Annotated in this window: 20 protein-coding genes; 5 read left to right on the forward strand and 15 right to left on the reverse strand. The window is 73.3% G+C overall.

Features of this window, described 5'->3' with window-relative positions:
* Positions 1-2: 2 nt before the first annotated feature.
* The 8 genes from C229_RS0104250 to C229_RS0104285 form a co-directional block, all read right to left on the reverse strand.
* Positions 3-308, reverse strand: coding sequence for a hypothetical protein (locus tag C229_RS0104250; protein ID WP_018653834.1), 306 nt, complete (start codon positions 306-308; stop codon positions 3-5).
* A 206-nt stretch (positions 309-514) separates the two neighbouring features.
* Positions 515-1,327: an adenylate/guanylate cyclase domain-containing protein gene (locus C229_RS0104255; protein ID WP_018653835.1), complete on the reverse strand. Its 813-nt coding sequence runs from the start codon at positions 1,325-1,327 to the stop codon at positions 515-517.
* Between the two features lie 93 nt (positions 1,328-1,420).
* Positions 1,421-3,094 carry an ABC transporter ATP-binding protein gene (locus tag C229_RS0104260; RefSeq protein ID WP_018653836.1) on the reverse strand — a complete coding sequence of 558 codons (1,674 nt, stop codon included), beginning with the start codon at positions 3,092-3,094 and terminating at the stop codon, positions 1,421-1,423.
* Positions 3,091-4,851, reverse strand: coding sequence for an ABC transporter ATP-binding protein (locus C229_RS0104265; protein WP_018653837.1), 1,761 nt, complete (start codon positions 4,849-4,851; stop codon positions 3,091-3,093). The genes C229_RS0104260 and C229_RS0104265 overlap by 4 nt, the downstream gene beginning before the upstream one ends.
* Positions 4,852-4,853: 2 nt before the next feature.
* On the reverse strand, positions 4,854-5,858 hold the full coding sequence (locus C229_RS0104270; RefSeq protein WP_018653838.1) for an iron-siderophore ABC transporter substrate-binding protein: 1,005 nt from the start codon (positions 5,856-5,858) through the stop codon (positions 4,854-4,856).
* A 125-nt stretch (positions 5,859-5,983) separates the two neighbouring features.
* Positions 5,984-6,841, reverse strand: a complete 858-nt coding sequence (locus C229_RS0104275; RefSeq protein WP_018653839.1) for an ABC transporter ATP-binding protein — start codon at positions 6,839-6,841, stop codon at positions 5,984-5,986.
* A gap of 2 nt (positions 6,842-6,843) precedes the next feature.
* Complete coding sequence (locus C229_RS0104280) at positions 6,844-7,908, reverse strand: FecCD family ABC transporter permease (RefSeq protein ID WP_018653840.1); 1,065 nt, start codon at positions 7,906-7,908, stop codon at positions 6,844-6,846.
* Positions 7,905-8,948 (reverse strand): FecCD family ABC transporter permease, encoded by a 1,044-nt coding sequence (locus C229_RS0104285; protein WP_018653841.1) that lies wholly within the window; start codon positions 8,946-8,948, stop codon positions 7,905-7,907. Before C229_RS0104285 ends, C229_RS0104280 begins: the two co-directional genes overlap by 4 nt.
* A 77-nt stretch (positions 8,949-9,025) precedes the next feature.
* On the opposite strand from C229_RS0104285, the gene C229_RS0104290 reads away from it, so the two are divergent.
* Positions 9,026-9,517 (forward strand): nucleoside deaminase, encoded by a 492-nt coding sequence (locus C229_RS0104290; RefSeq protein ID WP_033423915.1) that lies wholly within the window; start codon positions 9,026-9,028, stop codon positions 9,515-9,517.
* Here the strand turns inward: C229_RS0104290 and C229_RS0104295 are convergent.
* Together C229_RS0104295 and C229_RS0104300 are read right to left on the reverse strand one after the other, a co-directional pair.
* Complete coding sequence (locus C229_RS0104295; protein ID WP_018653843.1) at positions 9,514-10,407, reverse strand: endonuclease/exonuclease/phosphatase family protein; 894 nt, start codon at positions 10,405-10,407, stop codon at positions 9,514-9,516. The genes C229_RS0104290 and C229_RS0104295 overlap by 4 nt on opposite strands.
* An 82-nt stretch (positions 10,408-10,489) precedes the next feature.
* The gene (locus tag C229_RS0104300) at positions 10,490-11,860 is read right to left on the reverse strand and encodes an MFS transporter (protein ID WP_018653844.1); all 1,371 of its coding nucleotides are present in this window, start codon (positions 11,858-11,860) and stop codon (positions 10,490-10,492) included.
* Between the two features lie 92 nt (positions 11,861-11,952).
* On the opposite strand from C229_RS0104300, the gene C229_RS0104305 reads away from it, so the two are divergent.
* On the forward strand, positions 11,953-12,531 hold the full coding sequence (locus C229_RS0104305) for a TetR/AcrR family transcriptional regulator (protein WP_018653845.1): 579 nt from the start codon (positions 11,953-11,955) through the stop codon (positions 12,529-12,531).
* Here C229_RS0104305 and C229_RS29345 read toward each other — a convergent pair.
* The 5 genes from C229_RS29345 to C229_RS0104330 form a co-directional block, all read right to left on the reverse strand.
* A complete protein-coding gene (locus tag C229_RS29345) occupies positions 12,528-14,252 on the reverse strand; it encodes an ABC transporter ATP-binding protein (RefSeq protein ID WP_018653846.1) in 1,725 nt (574 codons plus the stop codon). The two genes, C229_RS0104305 and C229_RS29345, sit on opposite strands and share 4 nt — an antisense overlap.
* Complete coding sequence (locus C229_RS0104315; protein ID WP_018653847.1) at positions 14,249-15,211, reverse strand: ATP-grasp domain-containing protein; 963 nt, start codon at positions 15,209-15,211, stop codon at positions 14,249-14,251. Before C229_RS0104315 ends, C229_RS29345 begins: the two co-directional genes overlap by 4 nt.
* 46 nt (positions 15,212-15,257) lie before the next feature.
* Positions 15,258-15,470 (reverse strand): hypothetical protein, encoded by a 213-nt coding sequence (locus C229_RS0104320; RefSeq protein ID WP_018653848.1) that lies wholly within the window; start codon positions 15,468-15,470, stop codon positions 15,258-15,260.
* 280 nt (positions 15,471-15,750) lie between these two features.
* Positions 15,751-15,942: a hypothetical protein gene (locus C229_RS0104325; protein WP_018653849.1), complete on the reverse strand. Its 192-nt coding sequence runs from the start codon at positions 15,940-15,942 to the stop codon at positions 15,751-15,753.
* A gap of 25 nt (positions 15,943-15,967) precedes the next feature.
* On the reverse strand, positions 15,968-16,327 hold the full coding sequence (locus tag C229_RS0104330; protein ID WP_018653850.1) for a hypothetical protein: 360 nt from the start codon (positions 16,325-16,327) through the stop codon (positions 15,968-15,970).
* Positions 16,328-16,623: 296 nt separating this feature from the next.
* On the opposite strand from C229_RS0104330, the gene C229_RS34005 reads away from it, so the two are divergent.
* From C229_RS34005 to C229_RS29350, 3 genes are all read left to right on the forward strand, one after another.
* Positions 16,624-17,877, forward strand: coding sequence for a helicase domain-containing protein (locus C229_RS34005; RefSeq protein ID WP_155884585.1), 1,254 nt, complete (start codon positions 16,624-16,626; stop codon positions 17,875-17,877).
* A 427-nt stretch (positions 17,878-18,304) separates the two neighbouring features.
* Positions 18,305-18,679, forward strand: coding sequence for a hypothetical protein (locus tag C229_RS0104345; RefSeq protein ID WP_018653853.1), 375 nt, complete (start codon positions 18,305-18,307; stop codon positions 18,677-18,679).
* Between the two features lie 318 nt (positions 18,680-18,997).
* Complete coding sequence (locus tag C229_RS29350; protein WP_276203298.1) at positions 18,998-20,395, forward strand: DUF2079 domain-containing protein; 1,398 nt, start codon at positions 18,998-19,000, stop codon at positions 20,393-20,395.
* Positions 20,396-20,453 lie beyond the last annotated feature (58 nt).

Raw genomic sequence — 20,453 nt, forward strand, 5'->3', positions numbered from 1 at the left:
TGTCAGGACGTGGTCGGCTCGGTGATTCCGATGAGACCGGTGATCTGCCCGGAGAAGATCCAGGTCTGCTCGACCGGATCGAATCGGCCCGCGGTCATCCGCAGTTCCGCTTCGGGCTCGTACGCGTTGTCGTGGTCGAAGAGATAGGCGAACGGTGCCGTCGCGCTGGTGCGTGTCCGCGCGCGGGACACGCTCGGTCGGGCGGGCACGACCATGACGTCGCCGTCGAGCTCGGAACGGTCCAGTCGGAGGAAGGTCGGCCAGCGGTGGAGGTCGGACGTGGCGGTGGGTTCCGGCTCTCGGGTCATGTGGATGGGCCCTCCCGAAGATCCCCGGTAACCCCGCGACCAAGATCAAGGTGACATGATCGTTCTCGCCCGACAACCCGTGATCATGGCCGCATCCGGCCGTCTCCGGCCCTTGCCCTCCGGTCCCGACAGGCACTCGCGGGCGGCCGTCACGGCGTCGGTCACGGGCCTGTCCAGGCGCGTCCCGGCCGCCCGCGCGGCCCCAGTCAGAGGGCCTGGGGGGTGTGGACGGCCCAGTCGACCGGGTGGAGGGAGTGGGTGCCCGTCAGGCCCTTGAGGGACGTCGTGCGGGACTCGGTGGTGCGGAAGGCGGCGGGGTCGGGGAGGGCGTCGAGGACTTCTTCCGTGATGAGGATTTCTTCGGCTTTCGCCTGGGCGGCCACGCGGGCGGCCAGGGCCACCGTGCGGCCGAAGTAGTCGCCGTTGCGGGAGACGGCCGGGCCGCGGTGCAGGCCGATGCGGACGGCGATGGGCGTCTTGCGCAGGGCGCCCTTGGGGCGGGCCGCCAGCGCGTGCTGGATCGCGATGGCGGCGGTGAGGGCCTGCGCGGGCGTGCTGAACGCGATCATGAAGCCGTCGCCCTGCGACTTCACGATGTAGCCCTTGTGCGGCTCGATGTGGCGGCGGACCAGGGCGTCGTGCGCCTTGAGCAGGCGGACCCACCCCTTGTCGCCGAGCTGTTCGTTGAGCGCGGTGGAGTTCTCGATGTCGGTGAACATGAACGTGACGGTGCCGTCGGACGCCGTGACGCGCAGCAGCCCGGCCCGGTCCTCGGCGGCCCAGCGGGCGAGGTCGTCCAGGGAGCTCATGAGCAGGCCGCCGACGCCGTGGCGGCGCAGCCGGGACGCGGTGGTCCGCGCGAGCTGGACGGCCTTGTGCGTCCCCTGCAACGGCGTCGACTCGGGACGGGGACGCGTCGAGGCCAGCAGCCGGTCGTAACGACGGCGCTGACGCACCAGCAGAACCGCCAGGACGCCCGCCGCCCCGGACGCGACGACGGCGACCACGGAGACGACCACCAGCCAGACGGTGACGATGACCCGCCTCCCTTCGTCGTGGCCTCGGAGCCCAGACTCTACCGATCGGTAACTTCCCCCGGAAGTCCCGGGTCGTCAGCGGGTCACGGCTGTGCGGTAGGGCGGGTTCTCGGTGAGGAGGTGGTGGTGGGGGCCCTCGGTGGTGATGGTGCCGGTGTCCAGGATGAGGACTCGGTCGGCGGCGGACAGGAGGGGTGGGCTGGTCGTGAGGACGACGGTGGTGCGGCCCCGGCGGAGGGTCGCGAGGTTGCGGGCGATGAGTTGTTCGGTCACGGCGTCGACGGCGGTCGTCGGGTCGTGCAGGACGAGGACGGCCGGGTCGGCGGCGAGGGCGCGGGCCAGCGAGAGGCGCTGCCGCTGGCCGCCGGACAGGTTCGCGCCGCGGTCGTGGACGGGATGGTCGAGGCCCGCGCGGTGCAGGGCGACGACGTCGGTGAGCAGGGACGCCTCCACCGCCTCGGGGACGCGCGTGGCCGTGCCGGACGGGTCGATGTTCGTGCGCAGCGTCCCGGCGAAGATCTCCGCGCCGGACGGGTTGACGAGCAGGTGCTCGCGCAGCGCCTCGACGGAGAGGTCGGCCAGCGGCCGCCCGCCGACGCGCACCGTGCCCGGGTAGGCGTCCGGCGGCACGGCGGCGGCGAGGACGGACGCCAGGTCGGCGGCGTCGCGCGGCCGGTACGCGGCGACGGCGACGAACTCGCCCGGCGCCACGCGGAACGTCAGCCCGTCCAGGCTGCCGTGGCTCACCCCGTCCACCACGAGGTCGCCGCCCGGGTCCGGACGGCCCGAACCGGGCGTCCGCACGGGCGGCGCCGCCAGCACGAGCGCCATCCGGTCGGCGGACGCGCGGGCGATCATCACGTACTTGGGCATCTCGGAGAACAGCTTCAGCGGTTCCATGATGAACTGCGCCAGCCCGACGGCCATGACGAGTTCACCGATGGTGACGCGGCCCTGGAAGGCCAGCCATCCCGCCGTCAGGGTGACGGCGGCGGCCAGCGTGGCGTTGAGGGCGAGGGCCGTCCCGGCGTAGACGCCGTTGGCCTTCGCCACCGTGACCGCCTGGTGCCGCGCCTCGGCGCTGACCGCGCGGTAGGAGCGGAACGCGGCGTGGTTGCCGCCGAAGCCGCGCAGCGGGCGCAGGCCGGTGATGAGGTCCGCGACCTTGGCTCCGGCGCGCGCGACGCGGGTCTGGTGCTCGCGGGTGCTCGCGCCGATGCGGCGGGACATGACGCTGAGGACCGTCAGGATCGCGGCGGTCCCGGCGATGACGAGCAGGCCGAGCCGGACGTCCGCGAGCCCGAGCGCCACCGCTGCGACCAGCACCGCCACCAGCGAGCTGATGAGCAGCGGGACGACCTCGATGATGTCGGCGGTCTGGTCGGCGTCCTCGGCGGCGATGGTGAGGATCTCGCCGGACTTCAGGTCGACGTCCCGCGCGACCGGCCGCAGGCCGCAGGCGGCGACGCGCACCCGCCAGCGGTGCGCCTCGGTCGTGTTGGCCTTCTGGAGCACGCGCATGCCGAACCGCCACGAGAACGACACCGTCGTGATGATCGCGGCGAGGGCGGCGACGGCGACGGCGAGCGCGCCGGGGCTGCGGTCCCGCAGGGTGTGCTCGACGATCAGCCCGAGCGCGATGGGGAAGGCGGTCTCGGCCGCCTGGTAGAGGCCCATGAGGGCGGTCCCGGCGGCCATCGCGCCCGCGTTCCGGCGCAGCGCGGTCCGCAGGATCGCGGCTCCCGTCATCGGCTCCCCTCCCGCCAGGCGTGCCACAGCGCCGCGTACCGGCCGCCGCGCGCCACCAGGTCCTCGTGTGTGCCCTCCTCGACGACGCGGCCCGCGTCCAGGACGGCGACGCGGTCGGCGGCCATCGCCTGGCTGAGCCGGTGCGCGACGAACAGCGCGGTGCGGCCCCGGCAGGCCGCCAGGACGGCCCGTTCCAGCTCGGCGGCGCCCTGGCTGCCCGCCTCGGCGGTCGACTCGTCCAGCACGACGACCGGCGCCCGGCCGAGGGCGAGCCGGGCCAGCGCGATCTGCGCGGCCTTCATGCCGTCGAGGCGTTCGCCGCCCTCCCCGACGGGCGCGTCCAGTCCGCCGGGCAGCGCGTCGACCCAGCCGTCGGCGCCGGCGACGCGCAGCGCGTCGCGCAGGTCGGCGTCGGACGCGTCCGGCGCGGCGAGGCGCAGGTCGGCGGCGAGCGTTCCGGAGAAGACGTGCGTCTCCTGGGTGAGGATGCTCACCAGCGCCCGCGCTTGGGCGTCGTCCACGTCGGCGAGGTCGAACGGGCCGATCCGCACCGAACCGGACTCCGGGGTGCCGAGGCCCGCGACGAGCGCGGCGAGCGTCGTCTTGCCCGCGCCGGTCGCGCCGACGAGCGCGAGCGAGCCGCCCGCCGGGATCGTCAGGTCGACGTCGCGCAGCACGGGTTCCTCGGCGCCGGGGTAGCGGTACGTCAGTCCCTCGATCCGCACCGGGTGGGCGCCGTCGACGGCCGCCGCCTCCCCGGCCAGCCGCGCGGCGGTCGACTCCCCCAGCACGCCGACGAGCCGCGTCAGGCTCGCGCCGGACTTCTGCGCCTCGTCGAACGTGAACATGATCGAGCCGAGCGGGTTGAACAGCCGGTGGAACAGCAGCGGCGCCGCCGCGACCTCGCCCAGGCTGGCCGCGCCCGCCTCCAGCAGCGCGTAGCCGACGACGATGATCAGCACGAGCCCGATGAACTCGGCGCGGTTCTCCCGCCCGACGAACCGCCCGAACAGCCGGAACACCTCGATGCCGAGGTCGCGCACCCGCCACGACTCGCGGGTGACGCGTTCGCGGAACGCGTCCTCCAGCCGGTAGGCGCGGACGGTGCCGATGCCGTCGAGCCCGCTGATCAGCGCCTGCGCCCGGTCGGCCTGCGCGGCCCGCTGCGCGCGGTAGAGCGGCGCCGAGCGCGGCAGGTACCAGCGCAGCGCGAACACGTAGGCGGGCAGCGCCCCGGCGCCCGCGAGGCCGAGCCGCCAGTCCAGGCCGAACATCCCGGCGGTGGCGATGACGACGAGCACACCCGCCGAGAACACGGTCGGGACGGCCGACCGGATGCCCTGGGACACCACGGCGACGTCGTCGCCGACGCGGGACAGCACGTCCCCGCGTCCGGCCTGCTCGACGCGGGCGCCCGGCATCGCGAGGACGGCCCGGACGGCGCCCTCCCGGAGCCGGGCGAGCAGGTCCGCGCCGAGCCGTCCGACGAGGTAGGTGGACGCGGCGGTGGCCGCCGCGCCGAGCAGCGCGGCGGCCACCAGGAGCGCGCCGACCGTGCCGAGGACCGACGACGGCTCGTCCGCGACGACCCCGTCCACGACCCGGCCGAGCAGCAGCACCGGCAGGACCTGGAGCGCCGCGCCCGCGACCGTCGTCAGGACGGTCGCGGACGTCAGCCAGGGCACCTCGCGGCACCGCGCGGCGACCCAGCGGGCGGCCTCGCGGCCGGTGGCCGTGCGCAGGGACGTCGTGGTCACGCCTAGCCGACCGACTTGACCATCTCGTCGATCGCGTACGGCAGGGACAGCAGGGTCGCCTGGGACACGGCGGCGCCGACGGCGGGGCCCTCGCTGTCGAGCAGCCAGGAGACCTTGCCGTTCTTGACGGCGGTGAGGTTGGTGAAGAGGTCGAACTTCTTCAGCGCCGCCTGGTCGGCCGCGTCGGCGATGACGAAGATGCGGTCGACGTCGACCAGGTCGATGCGCTCGGGCGACAGCGTGGTGAAGAACTTGCCCCCGGCGATCTTGTCGATCTCGGTGGTGCCCTTGAAGCCGATGCCGGTCACCAGACGTCCGCGCACGTCGGTGGTGCTGAACGGGGCGACCGAGTTCTTGTACCAGGACAGCGCGACGGCGGTCTGGTTCGCGAACTCGGGGTGCGCCTTGCGGGCGGCGTCGAGCTTGGCCTGGATGCCCGCGACGAGCTTGGTGCCCTCGCCCTCCTTGCCGAGCGCCTTGGCGATGTGCACCGCGTTGTCCTGCCACGGGGCGCTGAACGGCTCCTTCTCGCCCTTGGTGCGGGCGACGGTCGGAGCGAGTTCGGAGAGCTTGTCGTAGGCGGCCTTGTCGATCTCGGAGTAGACCGCGATGATCAGGTCGGGGCGCAGCGCGGCGATCTTCTCGAAGTTCGGGCCGGAGTCGCCGTTGTTCATGACGACCTGGGGACGCGCGCTGCCCCACTTGTCCTTCACCCAGGGCCACTGGGTGTTGATGTCGGGGGTGGTGCCCGGCGGGTTCGGGTACTGGTCGACCATGCCGACGGGCGTGGTGCCGAGGGCGAGGATGGCCTGGTCGTCGGTGTAGCCGACGGAGACGACGCGCGCGGGCGCCTTCTCGACCCGGGTGGAGCCGAAGGCGTGCTCGACGGTCACCGGGAAGGTGCCGCCGGCGGCGGCGGGGGCGCCGTCCGCGTCGTCGGACGAGCCGGAGCCGCAGCCCGCGAGCAGGCCCGCGCTCAGGGTCACGGCGGAGAACACGGCCGCCACGCGCCGCAGGGTCGTGGTGAGTGTCGTTCGGTGGAGGGGCAACGCGATCCCTTGCTTTCAAGCTTCTTACCGCACCCCGCGACGGGGCGGGGCACAGGCTAACACAAAGGTAAGGCTAGCCTTACCTATCTTTGATCTTGACCGGAGTTCCCGTCCCTGTCGGACGGCGCCACGACGTGCGTCCGCCCGATCGGCACGATCAGCGGCCGGTCCCCGACCGGGTCGGGGATCACCCGGGCGCGCAGCCCGAACGCGTCCCGCAGCAGCTCGGCCGTGATCACGTCGCGCGGATGCCCCTGCGCGAGGATCGCGCCCGCCCGCATGACGACGAGATGATCGCTGTAGCGCGCGGCCAGGTTGAGGTCGTGCAGCACCATGACCACCGTGCGGCCCGCCTCGTGCAGGTCGTCCACCAGGTCGAGGACGTCGATCGCGTGCGCCAGGTCGAGGTAGGTGGTCGGCTCGTCCAGCAGCAGCAGGTCGGTGCCCTGGGCCAGCGTCATCGAGATCCAGACGCGCTGCCGCTGCCCGCCCGACAGCGCGTCCACCGGACGGTCGGCCAGATCGGACACGCCGGTCATGGCCAGGGCGCGCGCCACGACGGCGGCGTCGTCCGACGACCACTGGCGCAGCCAGCTCTGGTGCGGGTGGCGGCCCCGCGCGACCAGGTCGGCGACGGTCAGCCCCTCGGGCGCGACCGGCGCCTGCGGCAGCAGGCCGAGTTTGCGCGCGACCTCCCGGGTCTTGAGGGAGCCGATGTCCTCGCCGTCCAGCACGACCGTCCCGGTGGACGGCCGCAGCAGCCGGGCCAGCGTCCGCAGCAGGGTCGACTTGCCGCAGCCGTTCGGCCCGATGATGGCCGTGACCACTCCGGACGGGATCGTCACGTCGAGGCCGTCGATGACCGTCCGGTCGCCGTAGCCGACGCTGACGCCCCGGGCGGCGAGCCGTCCGGGGCCGTGCCCGGCGTCCGCGAGATCCACGGTTACCTTCCTCTCAGATTGGCCCGTACCAGCAGATAGACCAGGAACGGGCCGCCGATCGCGGCGGTGACGACCCCGACCGGCAGCGTGACGGGCAGCGCGGTGCGCGCGACGACGTCCGATCCGGTCAGCAGCAGCGCGCCCACCAGGCCGGACGCCACCAGCGGCGGCGTCGGGTACCGCGCCAGCCGCATCGCCGCCTGCGGCGCCACCAGCGCGACGAACGGCACCGGCCCGGCCGCGCTCACCGCGGCACCGGCCAGCAGCACCGCGCACAGCAGCATGACCGCCCGGACCCACGCGAACCGGACGCCGAGTCCGGCGGCGATGTCGTCGCCGAAGTGCAGCGGCCGGAACTGGAACGCTCCCGCGGCGACCACGACCAGCAGGACGGCCGAGCACCCCAGCGCCACCCGGACCTCGTCCCAGGACCGTCCGTCCAGCGAGCCGACGAGCCACGCCTGCGCGCGGGCGACGTCGCGGATGTCGGCCGTGACCAGCAGCCACGTGGTGATCGCGTGCATGACGGCGCTGACCGCGATGCCGATGAGGATGAGCCGCAGGCCGTCCAGGCCGCGCCGCCACGCCAGGAAGTAGACGAGCAGTCCCGTCCCGAGGCCGCCCGCGAGCGCGGCGGCGGACAGGCCGACGGTGCCCGCGATCGTCGCGGCGAGCCCGCCCGTCACCGTCACCAGGAACACCGCGACCGCGCTCGCCCCGGCGGTGATGCCGAGGACGTCCGGGCTGGCCAGCGGGTTGCGCGCGACGGACTGCGTGATCGCCCCGGCCACGCCGAGCGCGACGCCGACGACGAGCCCGGCGAGGGCGCGCGGCAGCCGCAGGTCCATGATCACGAACGCGTCGACCCGCTCGCCCCGGCCGAGCAGCGTGGCGATCACGCGGGGCAGGGGGATGGGGAAGTCACCGATGCCGATGGACAGGCAGAACACCAGGAACGCCGCCGCCGCGAGCGCCAGCGTGACGAGCGCGAGCCACGGCCGCCACACGAACGAGACCCGTCCGGCCCGCACGCCCGGCGCGACCTTGGCCTTCACGTCGGTGCTCATGTGCTCCTGAACTTTCCGCGCCACACCAGCGCCGCGAAGAACGGGGCTCCGGCCAGGGCGACGACGACGCCCGCGTCCAGTTCGCCGGGCCGCACGGCGAGACGTCCGGCGATGTCGCAGCCGAGCAGGACGGCGGCGCCGAGCAGCCCCGCGTACGGCACGAGCCACCGGTAGTCGGGGCCGGTCAGGTACCGGGCGACGTGCGCGACCATGAGGCCGAGGAACGCGATCGGACCGCACGCGGCCGTCGCCGCGCCCGCGAGCAGCGTGATGGCGGCGATCGCGAGGGTCCGGCTCAGCGCGATGTCGACCCCGAGCGCGCGCGCCACGTCGTCCCCGAGGTTGAGCAGGTTGAGGGCGGGCAGCGTGACCAGCGCCAGGACGAGCCCGAGCGCGACGAACGACGCCACCGGCCAGATGACGTCGAAGCCGACGCCCGTCACCGAGCCGGTGTTCCAGAACCGCAGCGCGTCCAGCGACGCCTTGTTCGTCAACGCGACGGCCGTGGTCATCGCGGCGAGGAACACGGTGATGCCCTGCCCGGCGAGCGCGAGCGTCAGCGGGTTCCCGGCGCCGCGCCCGAGGCTCGCCAGCCCGAACACGACGACGCCCGCCAGCCCGGCGCCGAGGAAGGCGAACCAGACGTACTGGAACGGGTTGGTGAAGCCGAACACGGCGATCGTCGTCACGACGGCGAACGACGCGCCGGAGTTCACGCCGAGCAGCCCGGTGTCGGCGATCGGGTTGCGGGTGCAGCCCTGGACGAGCGCTCCGGCGACGCCGAGCGCGATTCCGGCGACGATCGCGAGCACCGTCCGGGGCAGCCGCACGGTCCGCACGATGAGCCGGATCTCGGTGAGCCGCTGGTCCGTCCCGGGCTCGGTGACCAGCCCGCGCCACACCTCCCCCGGCCCCAGCGCCCGCGCCCCGACGGCCAGCGACACGACGACCGCGACCCCGAGCACGCCGAGGAGCACGCCGAGCCCGACGACCCGCCGCCGGTGCGTTCGCGCACCCGGCTTCTCCAGGACCGCGCTCATCCTGGCACCACTATCTCCCCAGATCGCCATAAATGAGGGGAGCCTAACCTAACCGTGGAGTGTCTAGGGTGCGGGGTATGGACGATCGAGAGCTGGGACATTTGCGGCGGTGTGTCGCTTTGGCGCGGGAGGCGCTGGAGGCCGGGGACGAGCCGTTCGGGTCGGTGCTCGTGACGCGGGACGGGACGGCGCTCGCCGAGGACCGCAACCGGGTGGCCGGGGGCGACGGGACGCGGCATCCGGAGTTCGAGCTGGCGCGGTGGGCCGCGGCGAACATGACCGCGGCCGAGCGGGCGGGCGCGACGGTCTACACGTCCGGCGAGCACTGCCCGATGTGCGCCGCCGCGCACGGCTGGGTGGGGCTCGGGCGGATCGTCTACGTCGTCTCGTCCGCGCAGCTCGTCGGATGGCTGGAGGAATGGGGTGTTCCGGCGGCGCCGGTGCGTCCGCTGCCCGTCGGGCAGGTGGCGCCGGGCGTGGTGGTCGAGGGCCCGGTCCCCGAGCTGGTCGAGGAGGTGCGCGCCCTGCACCGCCGTCTGCACGACGGCGGGCGGGCGGACGGGGCCTAGCCCGGGACGCCGGTCCAGGCGAAGTCGGTGGCGATGGGGTCGTGGTCGGAGAGCTTGGCGCCGTTCGCGTCGCGGAAGTCGGCGTCGAGGTTGGCGTAGCGGGTGGCGGTGAGGGTCAACTGCGGGCCGCTCCGGTAGAGGATCTTGTCGACGACCTCGCAGGCGGGATCGGCGCCGCCGGGGCAGGCCGGGCCGGGGTTCTCCGGCGTCGGCGCGGTGCCGCCGCGCGCGAGCCGCACCCACGCGTCGGTGAGCCCGTTGTCGGCGGCGAACTGGGCGATGCGGTCGCCCGCCCGGGTGTAGCGGGTGTTGGTGTCGCCCATGACGAGCACCGCGTTGCCCGCCGAGTGCGCGCGGATGTAGGCGGTGAGCTGGGCCAGGTTGCCGCGCCGCGCCCACTCGTCCCCGGCCAGCGAACCGGCGTCGGCGTGCAGGTTGTAGACGTCGAGGTGCACGCCCTCGGCGAGCCGGGCGCGGTGGAAAGTGAACCCCTTCGGCGTCAGGCAGTCGGCCGAGCCGATGAAGCACTCCTTCCACGTCACGCGGCGCAGGTCGGTGTAGGGCTGGTACGCCAGGCTGTTGAGGCCGCTGCCGAACAGCGCGCCGCCGCTGGTGGGGGTCCGGTACGGGTGGCCGTCGGCGGCGTACAGGTAGGCGTGGTAGTTGAAGTCCTCCTGCACGTTGACGAGGTCGAACGGCCCGAGCCGCTGCCCGATCGCCGTGGTGGCGGACTTGCGGGGGGTGGGCGCGCTGGAGATGCCCTCGGGCAGCCCGGCGATGTTGTAGGTGAGCGCCCGGAACGTCCCGGAGGCGGGCGCGTCGGCCCGCGCGCCCGTCCCGGGGACGAGCAGCGGGACGACGACCAGTACGGCAAAGACGAGACGACGCACGCGACGCTCCCTACGCGAAGCCGAGAACCCTTCAGATCCTGGCCGCAACGTAACCCGCCCCCCGCGCCCCGGCAAGGGCCCGTCACGCCCGCCCGGCCGGCCGCGCGAGGACGAACGCGACGACGGCGCCGACCGCCGCCGCGACGGCCGCGACCGCGAAACCCTGGGTGAACCCCCGCAACGTGGTGCCCGTCAGGCTGGCGGCGGCGACGCTGGACACGACCGCCGCGCCGAACGCGGCGCCGAACTCGTGGAAGGTGCTGACGATGCCGGACGCGATCCCGGCCTCGTGCGGGGCGACCTGGCCGAGCGCGGTCGCCGACGCGACGACGAACAGCGCGCCGGTGCCCGCCGCCGCGACCGCGACGCCCGCCACGACGACGACGGGACGCGTGGACAGCGCCGGAGCGGCCATCCCGGCCGCCGCGACGAGCAGCCCCGCGACGGCGAGCCGCCGCGCGCCCTGCCGGGCGAGGGCGCGTCCGGTCAGGTTCGCCCCGGCCATCGTCGCCAGCGCGACCGGCAGGAACAGCAGGCCGGTCCGCAGCGCGCCGTAGCCCCGGGCGTTCTGGAAGTAGAACGTGCCGAGGAAGAACACCGCGATCATCAGCGCCGTCGCCATCCAGATGAGGAAGGTGCCGGTGGCGACGGGGCGCCGGGCCAGCAGCCGGACGTCCATGAGCGGCGACCGCGCGCGGCGCTGCCACAGGACGAACAGCGCGTATCCGGCGGCGGCCGCCGCGGTCAGCCCGGCGGTGAGCGCGGTGAGCCAGCCGTCCTCACCGGCGGCGATCAGCGCGTAGATCAGCGACGCGGACGACGCCGTCACCAGCACGGCGCCGAGGACGTCGAGCCCCGGCCGCGCGGCGGGCGCCGTCCGGGACGGGAGCAGCACGGCCAGCGCGACGGCGATGACCACGCCGATCGGGACGTTGACGTGGAACACCCACGGCCAGCCGGGCCCTGCCGTCAGCAGCCCGCCGAGCAGGACGCCGAGCGCGGCCCCGCCGCCGCCGAGCGCGGACCACACGCCGAGGGCGCGGTTGCGTTCGGGGCCGTCGAACAGCGTCACGACCAGCGACAGCGCCGCCGGTGACAGCAGCGCCGCGCCGACGCCCTGCGCGATGCGCCCGCCGACGAGGACGCCCGCCGACCCGGCGAGCCCGGTGGCCAGCGACGCGGCGGTGAACAGGACGAGCCCGGCCAGCACGACGCGCTTGGCGCCGAGCAGGTCGGCGATCCGGCCGCCGAGCAGCATGAGCCCGCCGAAGGTGAGCGTGTAGGCGCTGACGGTCCAGGTGAGGGCGGCGCGGCCGAGGCCGAGGTCGGTCTCGATGTGCGGCAGCGCGATGGCGACGACGGTCACGTCGAGGATCAGCATGAGCTGGGCGATGCCGAGGAATCCGAGGATGCGCCAGCGCGCGGGGTGCGGCTCGGTCGTGGGCGGGGACATGGGGGGCACCTCCGATCAACTCGTACATCGGAGTACGAGTTCGTGGCGCCGACTATAACCCGTACTTCGGCATACGAGATAGACTGCGCGGCATGCCCGCCTCCCCGGACCGCCCCCGGCGCCGCGCCGACGCCGAGCGCAGCATCGCCCGCATCGTCACCGCCGCGCGCGACCGGCTGAGCGCCGACCCCAACGCCACGGTCGACGACATCGCCAAGGCCGCGGGCGTCGGGCGGATGACGCTGTACGGCCACTTCCGCACCCGCGCCGACCTCGTCGAGGCCGCACTGGCCGACGCGCTCCAGGCCGGGGAGCGCACCCTGTCCGCGCTCGACCTGACCGGCGACGCCGCCGCGGCGATGACCCGCCTGCTGGCGCCGAGCTGGGAACTGGTCGCCGAATCGGCGGCGCTGCTGGCCGCCGCCGACGGCGTCCTCCCGGCGGGGCGCGTGCGCGAACTGCACCACGACCCGGCCCGCCGCGTGACCGACCTCGTCCGGCGCGGCCGGGAGCAGGGCGTCTTCCGCGCGGACCTGCCGTCCGAGTGGCTGGTCGACGTCGTGCAGTACATCCTGCACGGCGCCGCCGAGCAGGTCCGCGCGGGACGCCTGCCCGCCCGGGACGCCGGAGACGTGGTGACCCGGACCGTGCTGTCGGTCCTGACCGGCTAGACCGGGGCGCGGTCGTCGAGGAGGGCCGCGTACCGGCCGCCGCGCGCGGCGAGGTCGTCGTGGGTGCCCTGCTCGATCAGGCGGCCCTCGTCCAGGACGAAGACGACGTCGGCGTCGCGGATCGTCTCCAGCCGGTGGGTGATCGCGATCGTCGTGCGGCCGGGCAGGAGCGGCGTCAGGGCGTCCCGGACCTGGTGGGCGTTCTCGGTGTCGAGCGACGACGTCGCCTCGTCCAGGACGAGGACGCGCGGGTCGGTGAGGAGGGCGCGGGCGATGGCCAGGCGCTGCTTCTCACCGCCGGACAGACGCGAACCCCGTTCGCCGACGATCGTCGCGTAGCCGTCCGGGAGCGCCGTCACGCGGTCGTGGATGCGCGCGGCCCGGCAGGCCGCCGCCATCTCGGCGTCGGTGGCGTCCGGCGCGGCGTAGCGGAGGTTGTCGGCGATCGACGCGTGCAGCAGCACCGGCTCCTGCGTGACGACGCCGAACAGCGCGGCCAGGGACGCGCGGCGCAGGTCGCGCAGGTCGGCGCCGTCCAGCAGGACGCGGCCCGCGTCCGGGTCGTGCAGCCGCATGACCAGGTGGCTCAGCGTCGTCTTGCCCGAGCCGCTGCCGCCGACGATCGCGGCGAACTGCCCGGGACGGATCGTCAGCGACACGTCGTCCAGGACGGCCCGGTCCCCGTGCCGGAACGTCACGCCGTCCAGCCGGATCTCGCCGCGCACGTCCGCCTTGCGGACGGCGTGCGCGCCGGGCCGGTCCGGCTCGGCCGGCGCCAGGTCGAGGTACTCGAAGATCCGCTCGAACACCGCCGTCGCCGCCCGGTACTGCACGGCGACCTGGAGGAGCTGCCCCGTCGGCAGGAACAGCCGCGCCTGCAACGCCGTGAACGCCACGAGCGTCCCGGGCGTCGTCGCGCCCGTGAATCCGGCGGCGACGTAGACGATCGCCGGGGTGACCAGGAAGAGCGTCTGGAGCGCCACGCTCAGCGCCTGCGCCGACACGCTCGCCCGCAGTTGCAGGTCCGACAGGCGGCGGCTCTCCCCCTGGAAGCGCCGCACCCCGTGGTCGGTGCGGCCGAAGACGCGGGCGAGCAGGATGCCCGACACCGACAGCGTCTCCTCGGCGATGACGTTCATCTCCGCCCGCGACTCCTGCACCGCGGCGATCATCCGGCGCTGGTGGACGGCGACCTTCGCGGTGAGCCAGCCGGCGGCGGGCAGCAGCGCCACGGTGACCAGCGCCAGCCGCCACGACAGGACGAACAGCGCCGCGAGCGCCGTCACGCACGTCATGGCGTTGGCGAGGATCGTCGGGACGGTGCTGCTCACCGTCGACTGCACCTCCCCCACGTCCCCGATCACGCGGGACTGGACCTCGCCGGTCCGGGTGCGGGTGAAGAAGGTGAACGGCAGGCGTTGCAGGTGCGCGTACAGGTCGCCGCGCAGCCGTTCCATCACGGCCTCGCCCATCCGCGCCGTCAGGTAGGACTGGAGGACGCCGAGCGCCCCCGACAGCGCGGCGAGCGCCGCCATCACCGCCAGCAGCCCGCACAGCAGCGCCGGGCGCGGGCCGCCGGGCGCGAACAGGCCGCCGTCGATCAGTTCGCGGGTGAGGAACGGCAGCGCCGCCCCGAGCACGGCCGCGAACAGGATCAGCGCGGTGACGGCGGCGATCCGGCCCCGGTAGGGGCGGAACAGCGCGAGGACGCGACGGTTCATCGCGTCGCTTCTCCGTACAGGAAGTCGGTGAACGCCTCGATGAGCGGCAGGCCGGCCATGCCCTCGACGAACAGCCACTGCCCCTGCGGGTTCACTTCGAGCCAGACGTACTCGCCCTCGTCGGTGATCTTGAGGTCGAAGATGCCCATGGTGAGGCCGAGGGCGCGCAGGACGGCGCGGAGCGCGTCCTCGATCCCGGTGGGGAGCCGGTGCGGGACGGCCGGGATGTTCAGGTTGGGCCGCCAGTCCAGGTCGTCGGACTCCAGCAGCGCCGCCAGCACCCGGTCTCCGAAGACCTGCACGCGGACGTGCCTCCGGCCGGGGACGAGTTCCTGGTAGATGGCCGGGCAGACCCGCATCGCGGCGTCGTCGTCGAGCAGTTCCCGGCCGACGGGAATGGTCGCGGCCGGTGCCTGCACGACCCCGTTGACGGCCTTGACGATCGTCGCCGGGTGGGCGTCGCAGAACGCGCGGATGCGGTCGGGCGACTGGCTGATGAGCGTGGCGGGCAGCCGCAGACCGAGGCGGTGGGCCGCGCGGAGCTGGACGAGCTTGTTCTGCGCCGTGTACGACGCGTCGGGGTGGTCGATCCAGCGGCCCTGGAACTCGGTGAGCAGCGCCCCGAGCGCGGCGCCGCTGGTGTCGGTGCAGATGAGTTCCCGGTGGGCCGGGTCGGTCACCTCGGGGTTGGCGGACGTGCGCGAGTTGGCGAGGCGGCGGAACCACACGGCGTCGAGTTCCTGGGGACGCACCGCGTCCCCGCCGACGGCGGGCAGGACCGCCTCGATCTTCTCGTCGGGCGACCAGCTGAGGCCCGGGGCGGCGCTGAAATGGTCGCATTCGAGGATCTGCACCTGCGCCGGGTAACGGCGTTCCATTTCCGCTTTCACGGCGTAGGCGTGCAGGTCGCGCTCATGCGTGACGACCGCGATCCGGGTGGACTTTTCGTGGCTACGCATGAGCGCGACCCTTTCACTCAGGTGTTCGGTTCAGCGGGGACGAGGGTCACGGCTTGCGGTAGTCGCAGTCGTCCCAGTCGCCGCCGGAGCCGCTGATCGTCTCGTTCGGGTGCATCGACTCGATGGTGTGCAGGTCCCACTCCAGGTCGAGCCGCTCGATCAGCTCCCGCTCCCACGCGGCCAGCTTCGGCGCCGGCGCCAGCGCCATCCGCTCCTGCCCCACGTAGATCGCGGGCCGCACCGTGGTGTCCACCGTCATCGGCTTTTTCCTTTCCCCGTGGCGACCGGCTCCTCCGCTCGCCCACAACAGAAAGACTGACCGATCCCCCCACCCACCAGAAGGGACACCCGTCCCTTCCGAAATGGGACCGAAAACGCCCCCGCTCCCGCCTCCCCAGGACACCCGTCCCGACCCGAACCCATGACACAGGACACCGAACCAAACCACTCCAACCAACGTCCACGCCTCAGCCGCAACGCGTCCGGAGAATGCCGCCGCCCCCTGCGCGTGATGACGCGCAGGGGGCGGAGAGTGGGGGCTAGATGAGGTCGTCGAGGATGCCGTGGCACCAGGTGGGGGTCTGGTACGGGGGGTGGAGGGCGTTGGGGGATTTCTCCCAGTCGAGGGCCAGGCGGTCGGCCAGGTCGCGTTCCCACTGGGCGAGTTCCGGGGCCGGGGTGAAGGCGGCCGGGGGCTGCGCGACCATGATCGCGGGGCGTACCGGGGTCATGGGGTGGTCCTTTCCGGGGGGCGGGTCAGGGGACGATCTCGGTGGTCGCCTGCGACCACAGGCGTTCGCCGGAGCACGTCACCGTGGAGGACGTGCCCGGGCCGGCGTACACGATCGGGCCGCGCGCGACCGTGACGTACGGGTTGGGGTGGCTGCCGCTGCCGGGGCGTCGGCAGTAGGCCAGGACGCGGTAGCGGCCGTCGCCCTCCGGGCACGTCGCGGTGTACGTGAGCCGCGTGGCCGCCTGGTCCGAGACGCGGGTGGCCGAGCAGCCCCGCGGCTCCGCGTGCGCCGTTCCGGCTCCCACCACCTGCGCCGTGACGGCGACGGCGGCGACCGCGACCCCCGCCGCGATCCGTCCGGGGGCGCCTCTTCTCCGTTTCATGCTGGTTCCTTCCTGTTCTGTGGTGTCCGGGAATCGTCACGCGGCGCGCGTCCCGCCCGCCGGTGACCGTCGTCCCCGGTTCTGCGCCCTGGGTCCGGGACGGTGGCCCCGCCGCCGCGGTCGCGCCTGCGGGACGGCTGGCCGCCGTGCTGGAAGCGGCGTTCGGGACGTCTGGGGTGGTTGATCGGATGACGGCAGGTGGAGGCCGTTTCGGGTCGTGTGTTTCTGGTGGGTTCGGGCTCGCTGGAAGGGCGGTGTCCCTAATGTCGGCCGTGCCTCCGACGGAAGGAAACCGCGTGACCGATCGTTCCGCCGTCATCTCCCGCGAGCAGCGCGCCGTCGACCGCGCCTACGCCTGCGACGCGCGGCAGGCGCCGCCGCTGGACGACCTGGACGGCGCCGCGCTGGTCATCGCGCGCCTCGACGTCCAGGACGACGACGAGACCGGCACCCGGACCGTCTACCTCGGCCGCCGCCGCGTGCGCGACGAGACGGGCGACCTCCTGGTGATCAACTGGGACGCGCCGCAGGCGATCCGGTGGCGCCTCGCCCGGCAGGACGACCCGAGGGACGTCCGGCTGCACCGCCAGCTTCGCTGCACGGGCGGCCGCGTGGACGACTACAGCGACGTGCTCGTCGCGGGCGCCGCGCGGCACGGCACCGACGCCGGGACGATCCGCGACTTCCTGCTCGAAGACCTCGAACGCGCCCGCGACGGGCGGATGCGGGACATCGTCGAGACGATCCAGCGCGCGCAGCTCCTGCTCGTCGCCGACGACCGTCCCGGCGTGCTGGTGATCCAGGGCGGGCCCGGAACGGGCAAGACGGCCGTCGGACTGCACCGCATCTCCCGGCTGCTGTTCGAGCGGCGGTTCGGGGTGGGGGACGTCCTGGTCGTCGGGCCGCATCAGGGATTCCTCGGCCACGTACGGGACGTGCTGCCACAACTCGGGCATCGCACCGTGCAGATGCTGGAGATGGACCGGCTGTGGAACCGGGCGCGCGGCAGCGAAACGGTCGAAGCACGACGGGTGAAGTCCGATCTGCGCATGGCGGAGGTGCTGGCGCGCGCCGTCCGGAATCTGGTGGACCTTCCCGCGATGGAGCGTCACCTGCGGGACGGCGAACTCGTCCTGTCCGTGCAGGACGCGCGTCTGGCCGTCCCCCGCGCCGAGCACCGTCCGGCCGTGTCGTCTACGACGTGCTCGGCGACGGCGCCCGCACCTGCGCGACGCGGCCGTCCGCCTCCTGGAACTGCGCCAGATCGAGCAGACGCACGCGGACCGCACCGTCCTCGTCCTGGCGGCCGAACCCGCCGGGGACTGGGCCGTCGCCTTCGTCACCGCCACCTTCGGCGTCCACGTCATCTGGCGCGCCGAGTCCGGCTGGTCCGGCTCCCCCCGTCCCCGAAACGACCGTCGGCGCCCACGCCGTCTAGGCGAGCCGCTTCCCCTGAGCCGACCGGCTCTTCGAGGCCGTCGCGCGCGGAACCACGGCCGACCGCGCCCTCGTCGGCCTTGCCGCCCTGCCCACGAGTGCGGCCGCGGTAGTGCCTCGGCGCGGAGAGCGGGCGGAGATCGTGAAATCTCCGCCCGCCCCGCAGGGGACGGTCCGATCCTCCCGGCGAAGTTGGCGCTTCCTCGGAGGTTCGGAACGCCACACGCGGTGCATCGTAGCGCGAGGCCGCCTGACGGCACCGGCCATCATGTGATCCACGACACAATGCGCATCTATTCCCCGATAATCAATAGTTCAATCATGTCAGAAAATGGCCGGTCAATCATTTCGGACAAGTCCGCGCGATGGATTCGGTTTCTGTCGTGGACAGAATTAGTCAGATGCTGTCATAAGTTATTCTTTTGCAGACCCATCGCGCATGTGCGATCTTCCTTTCAGCCTCGCAGGCAATCGGCCGCTCTTCGGCAAAGTTGGCGCTTCTTCCAGCGCGGCCGACGACACGAAAGGGAGCTTCCAACCATGACGATGATGACACTCGGACGGGCAGCGGTCGTGCTGGCCGGAGCCGCCATGACGGTGGCCGGAGCCGTGGGTCCGGCGTTCGCCGCGCCCACTCCCGACGCTCCGAAGGAGATCAAGGCCGGCGCGTACTCCACTTCCGTCACGGCCCTCGGCGGGCCCAACGGAAAGGGCTGCGACTTCACGGTGCGGACCAGCAACGTCTGGGGGTGGTGCGACGGCACGGGGCCCGAGCGTTACCGCATCTACGTCAAGTGCAGTAACGGCCGGTGGTACCCCAGTGCGTCCGCTCCCTGGTGGGGGGACCGGCGCGGGGCGACGGCCTACTGCCCGTCCGGCACGCGGGTGACCGCGTTCAAGGGCGACTGGGCCTGACCCCGCCCGGCATCCGGGGGATGCCGCTTCGATGAAAGCGGGGTTCTGTGCGAAGGGCACAGAACCCCGCCGAAGCGCGCCCTTTTTCTGCTCGGATTCGCACAGAACGGGCACGCTTTGCCTTCATCAATTCGGCTGGAAAGCCACCCAAAAGCATCGGGCGAGTCCCCGGATCGTGCGCGGGTCCGTGGTGAAGGGGTCGGGGAGGAATGCGCGTCTTCGGGTGCCGGGGGCGGCCCGGCCGAGGGGAGGCGAGGGGCGTTCGCGCACCTCGTCGGTGTCGGTTCGCTCGTGGTGGCCGCCGCAGTGCTCTACGCCGTGCGAGGGGTCGTTCAGTTCGCCACGTACCGGGCCGGTACCTATGACCTTGCGATCTTCGATCAGGCGGTGCGCGGTTACTCGCGGTTCGGCGCCCCGCTCTCGCACGTCAAGGGACAATGGCGTGGTCCGGGCGCCCAGCTCTCCGTGCTGGCCGATCACTTCTCGCCGCTGCTCGCGGTGCTGGCGCCGGCGTACTGGATCCACGACGGGCCCGAGACGCTGATCGTCGCCCAGGCGGTGCTGTTCGCGTTGGCGGCCGTGCCGCTGTGGGTCTTCGCACGGCGGCTCGTGGGCGTCGCGGGCGCCTACGCGGTGACGGTCGCCTACCTCGTGTCCTGGCCGATCGCCGCCGCCGTCGCGTTCTCCTTCCACGAGGTCGCGTTCACGCCGCTGCTGACGGCCCTGCTCTTCGAGCGGTTCCAGGCGGGGCGACGTCGTCATGCGCTGGCGATCGTCGTCCTCCTCCTGCTGGTCAAGGAGGACATGGGCCTGTTCGTCGCCGGGTTCGGCGCGGGCACGCTGCTCGCGCGACAGGGGCGGCGGCTGGGGGCGGGCCTCGTTGTCGGCGGTCTGGCCGCGGTCTGGCTGACCGCCCGCGTGCTCATTCCCGCGTTCGGCGGCACCCCCGACCGGTACTGGTACTACGGGGGTCTCGGGCCGTCGCCGGGAGCGGCGGCGTGGTTCGGACTGACGCGTCCGCTGGACGCGGTGGCGGCCGTCGCGACGCCGGACGCCAAGCTGTGGACGTTGCTTCTCCTGCTCGCCCCGCTGCTCTTCCTGCCGCTCCGCTCACCGTACGTGGTGGCGCCGCTGGCGCTGCTCGCGCTGCGGATGCTGGCCACCGATCCCGACGCCGCGGGGTGGTGGGGCATGCGGTTCCATTACAACGCGGCCGTCATCATGGGGCTGCTGTGCGCCGCCGTCGACGGCTGCGCACGACTCCGCGGGCGATCCGGTCCCGCGTTCCGCACGTCCGCGACGGTGGCGATGGCGGCGATCACGGTGATCGTCGCCGCGTGGTCACCCTGGCGGGATCTCGCGAACCCCGCCTGGTCCACCCCCGGACCCCGCGCGGAAGCCGCCGCCGGAGCGCTGCGGCTGGTCCCCGACGGAGCGCTGGTGGAGGCCGCGAACGCGCTCGGCCCGAACCTCTCGGCCCGTGCGAACGTGACCGTCTGGGCCGCGAAGATGGCGCTCATGCCGCGCCGCGCCCCGTGGATCGTCGCCGACACGGCGTCGGTACAGCCGCACTTCGGCTCCCTCGACGCGCAGTGGGGCGATCTCGCACGCCTGCTCCGCGACGGTTACCTCGTGGTCTACGCGTGCGATGGCTACCTGGTCCTGACGGTCACCGTGGACGACGGCCCCGGACGCCTCGGGGACCGGGCCGGATGACGTGGGGGTCGGGCCGGTTCGGGACGGTTTCTACCAGCGGGTTTCGGACTGCATGGGG

The sequence above is a fragment of the Actinomadura flavalba DSM 45200 genome, from assembly GCF_000374305.1.
GTDB lineage: Bacteria > Actinomycetota > Actinomycetes > Streptosporangiales > Streptosporangiaceae > Spirillospora > Spirillospora flavalba.

Bases quoted from the DNA above. Each gene is read 5' to 3' on its own strand.
- C229_RS0104250 (WP_018653834.1), bottom strand. From the start codon at position 308: ATGACCCGAGAGCCGGAACCCACCGCCACGTCCGACCTCCACCGCTGG.
- C229_RS0104260 (WP_018653836.1), bottom strand. From the start codon at position 3,094: ATGACGGGAGCCGCGATCCTGCGGACCGCGCTGCGCCGGAACGCGGGC.
- C229_RS0104280 (WP_018653840.1), bottom strand. From the start codon at position 7,908: ATGAGCACCGACGTGAAGGCCAAGGTCGCGCCGGGCGTGCGGGCCGGA.
- C229_RS0104285 (WP_018653841.1), bottom strand. From the start codon at position 8,948: ATGAGCGCGGTCCTGGAGAAGCCGGGTGCGCGAACGCACCGGCGGCGG.
- C229_RS0104290 (WP_033423915.1), top strand. From the start codon at position 9,026: ATGGACGATCGAGAGCTGGGACATTTGCGGCGGTGTGTCGCTTTGGCG.
- C229_RS0104300 (WP_018653844.1), bottom strand. From the start codon at position 11,860: ATGTCCCCGCCCACGACCGAGCCGCACCCCGCGCGCTGGCGCATCCTC.
- C229_RS0104305 (WP_018653845.1), top strand. From the start codon at position 11,953: ATGCCCGCCTCCCCGGACCGCCCCCGGCGCCGCGCCGACGCCGAGCGC.
- C229_RS29345 (WP_018653846.1), bottom strand. From the start codon at position 14,252: ATGAACCGTCGCGTCCTCGCGCTGTTCCGCCCCTACCGGGGCCGGATC.
- C229_RS0104315 (WP_018653847.1), bottom strand. From the start codon at position 15,211: ATGCGTAGCCACGAAAAGTCCACCCGGATCGCGGTCGTCACGCATGAG.
- C229_RS0104320 (WP_018653848.1), bottom strand. From the start codon at position 15,470: ATGACGGTGGACACCACGGTGCGGCCCGCGATCTACGTGGGGCAGGAG.
- C229_RS0104325 (WP_018653849.1), bottom strand. From the start codon at position 15,942: ATGACCCCGGTACGCCCCGCGATCATGGTCGCGCAGCCCCCGGCCGCC.
- C229_RS0104330 (WP_018653850.1), bottom strand. From the start codon at position 16,327: ATGAAACGGAGAAGAGGCGCCCCCGGACGGATCGCGGCGGGGGTCGCG.
- C229_RS0104345 (WP_018653853.1), top strand. From the start codon at position 18,305: ATGACGATGATGACACTCGGACGGGCAGCGGTCGTGCTGGCCGGAGCC.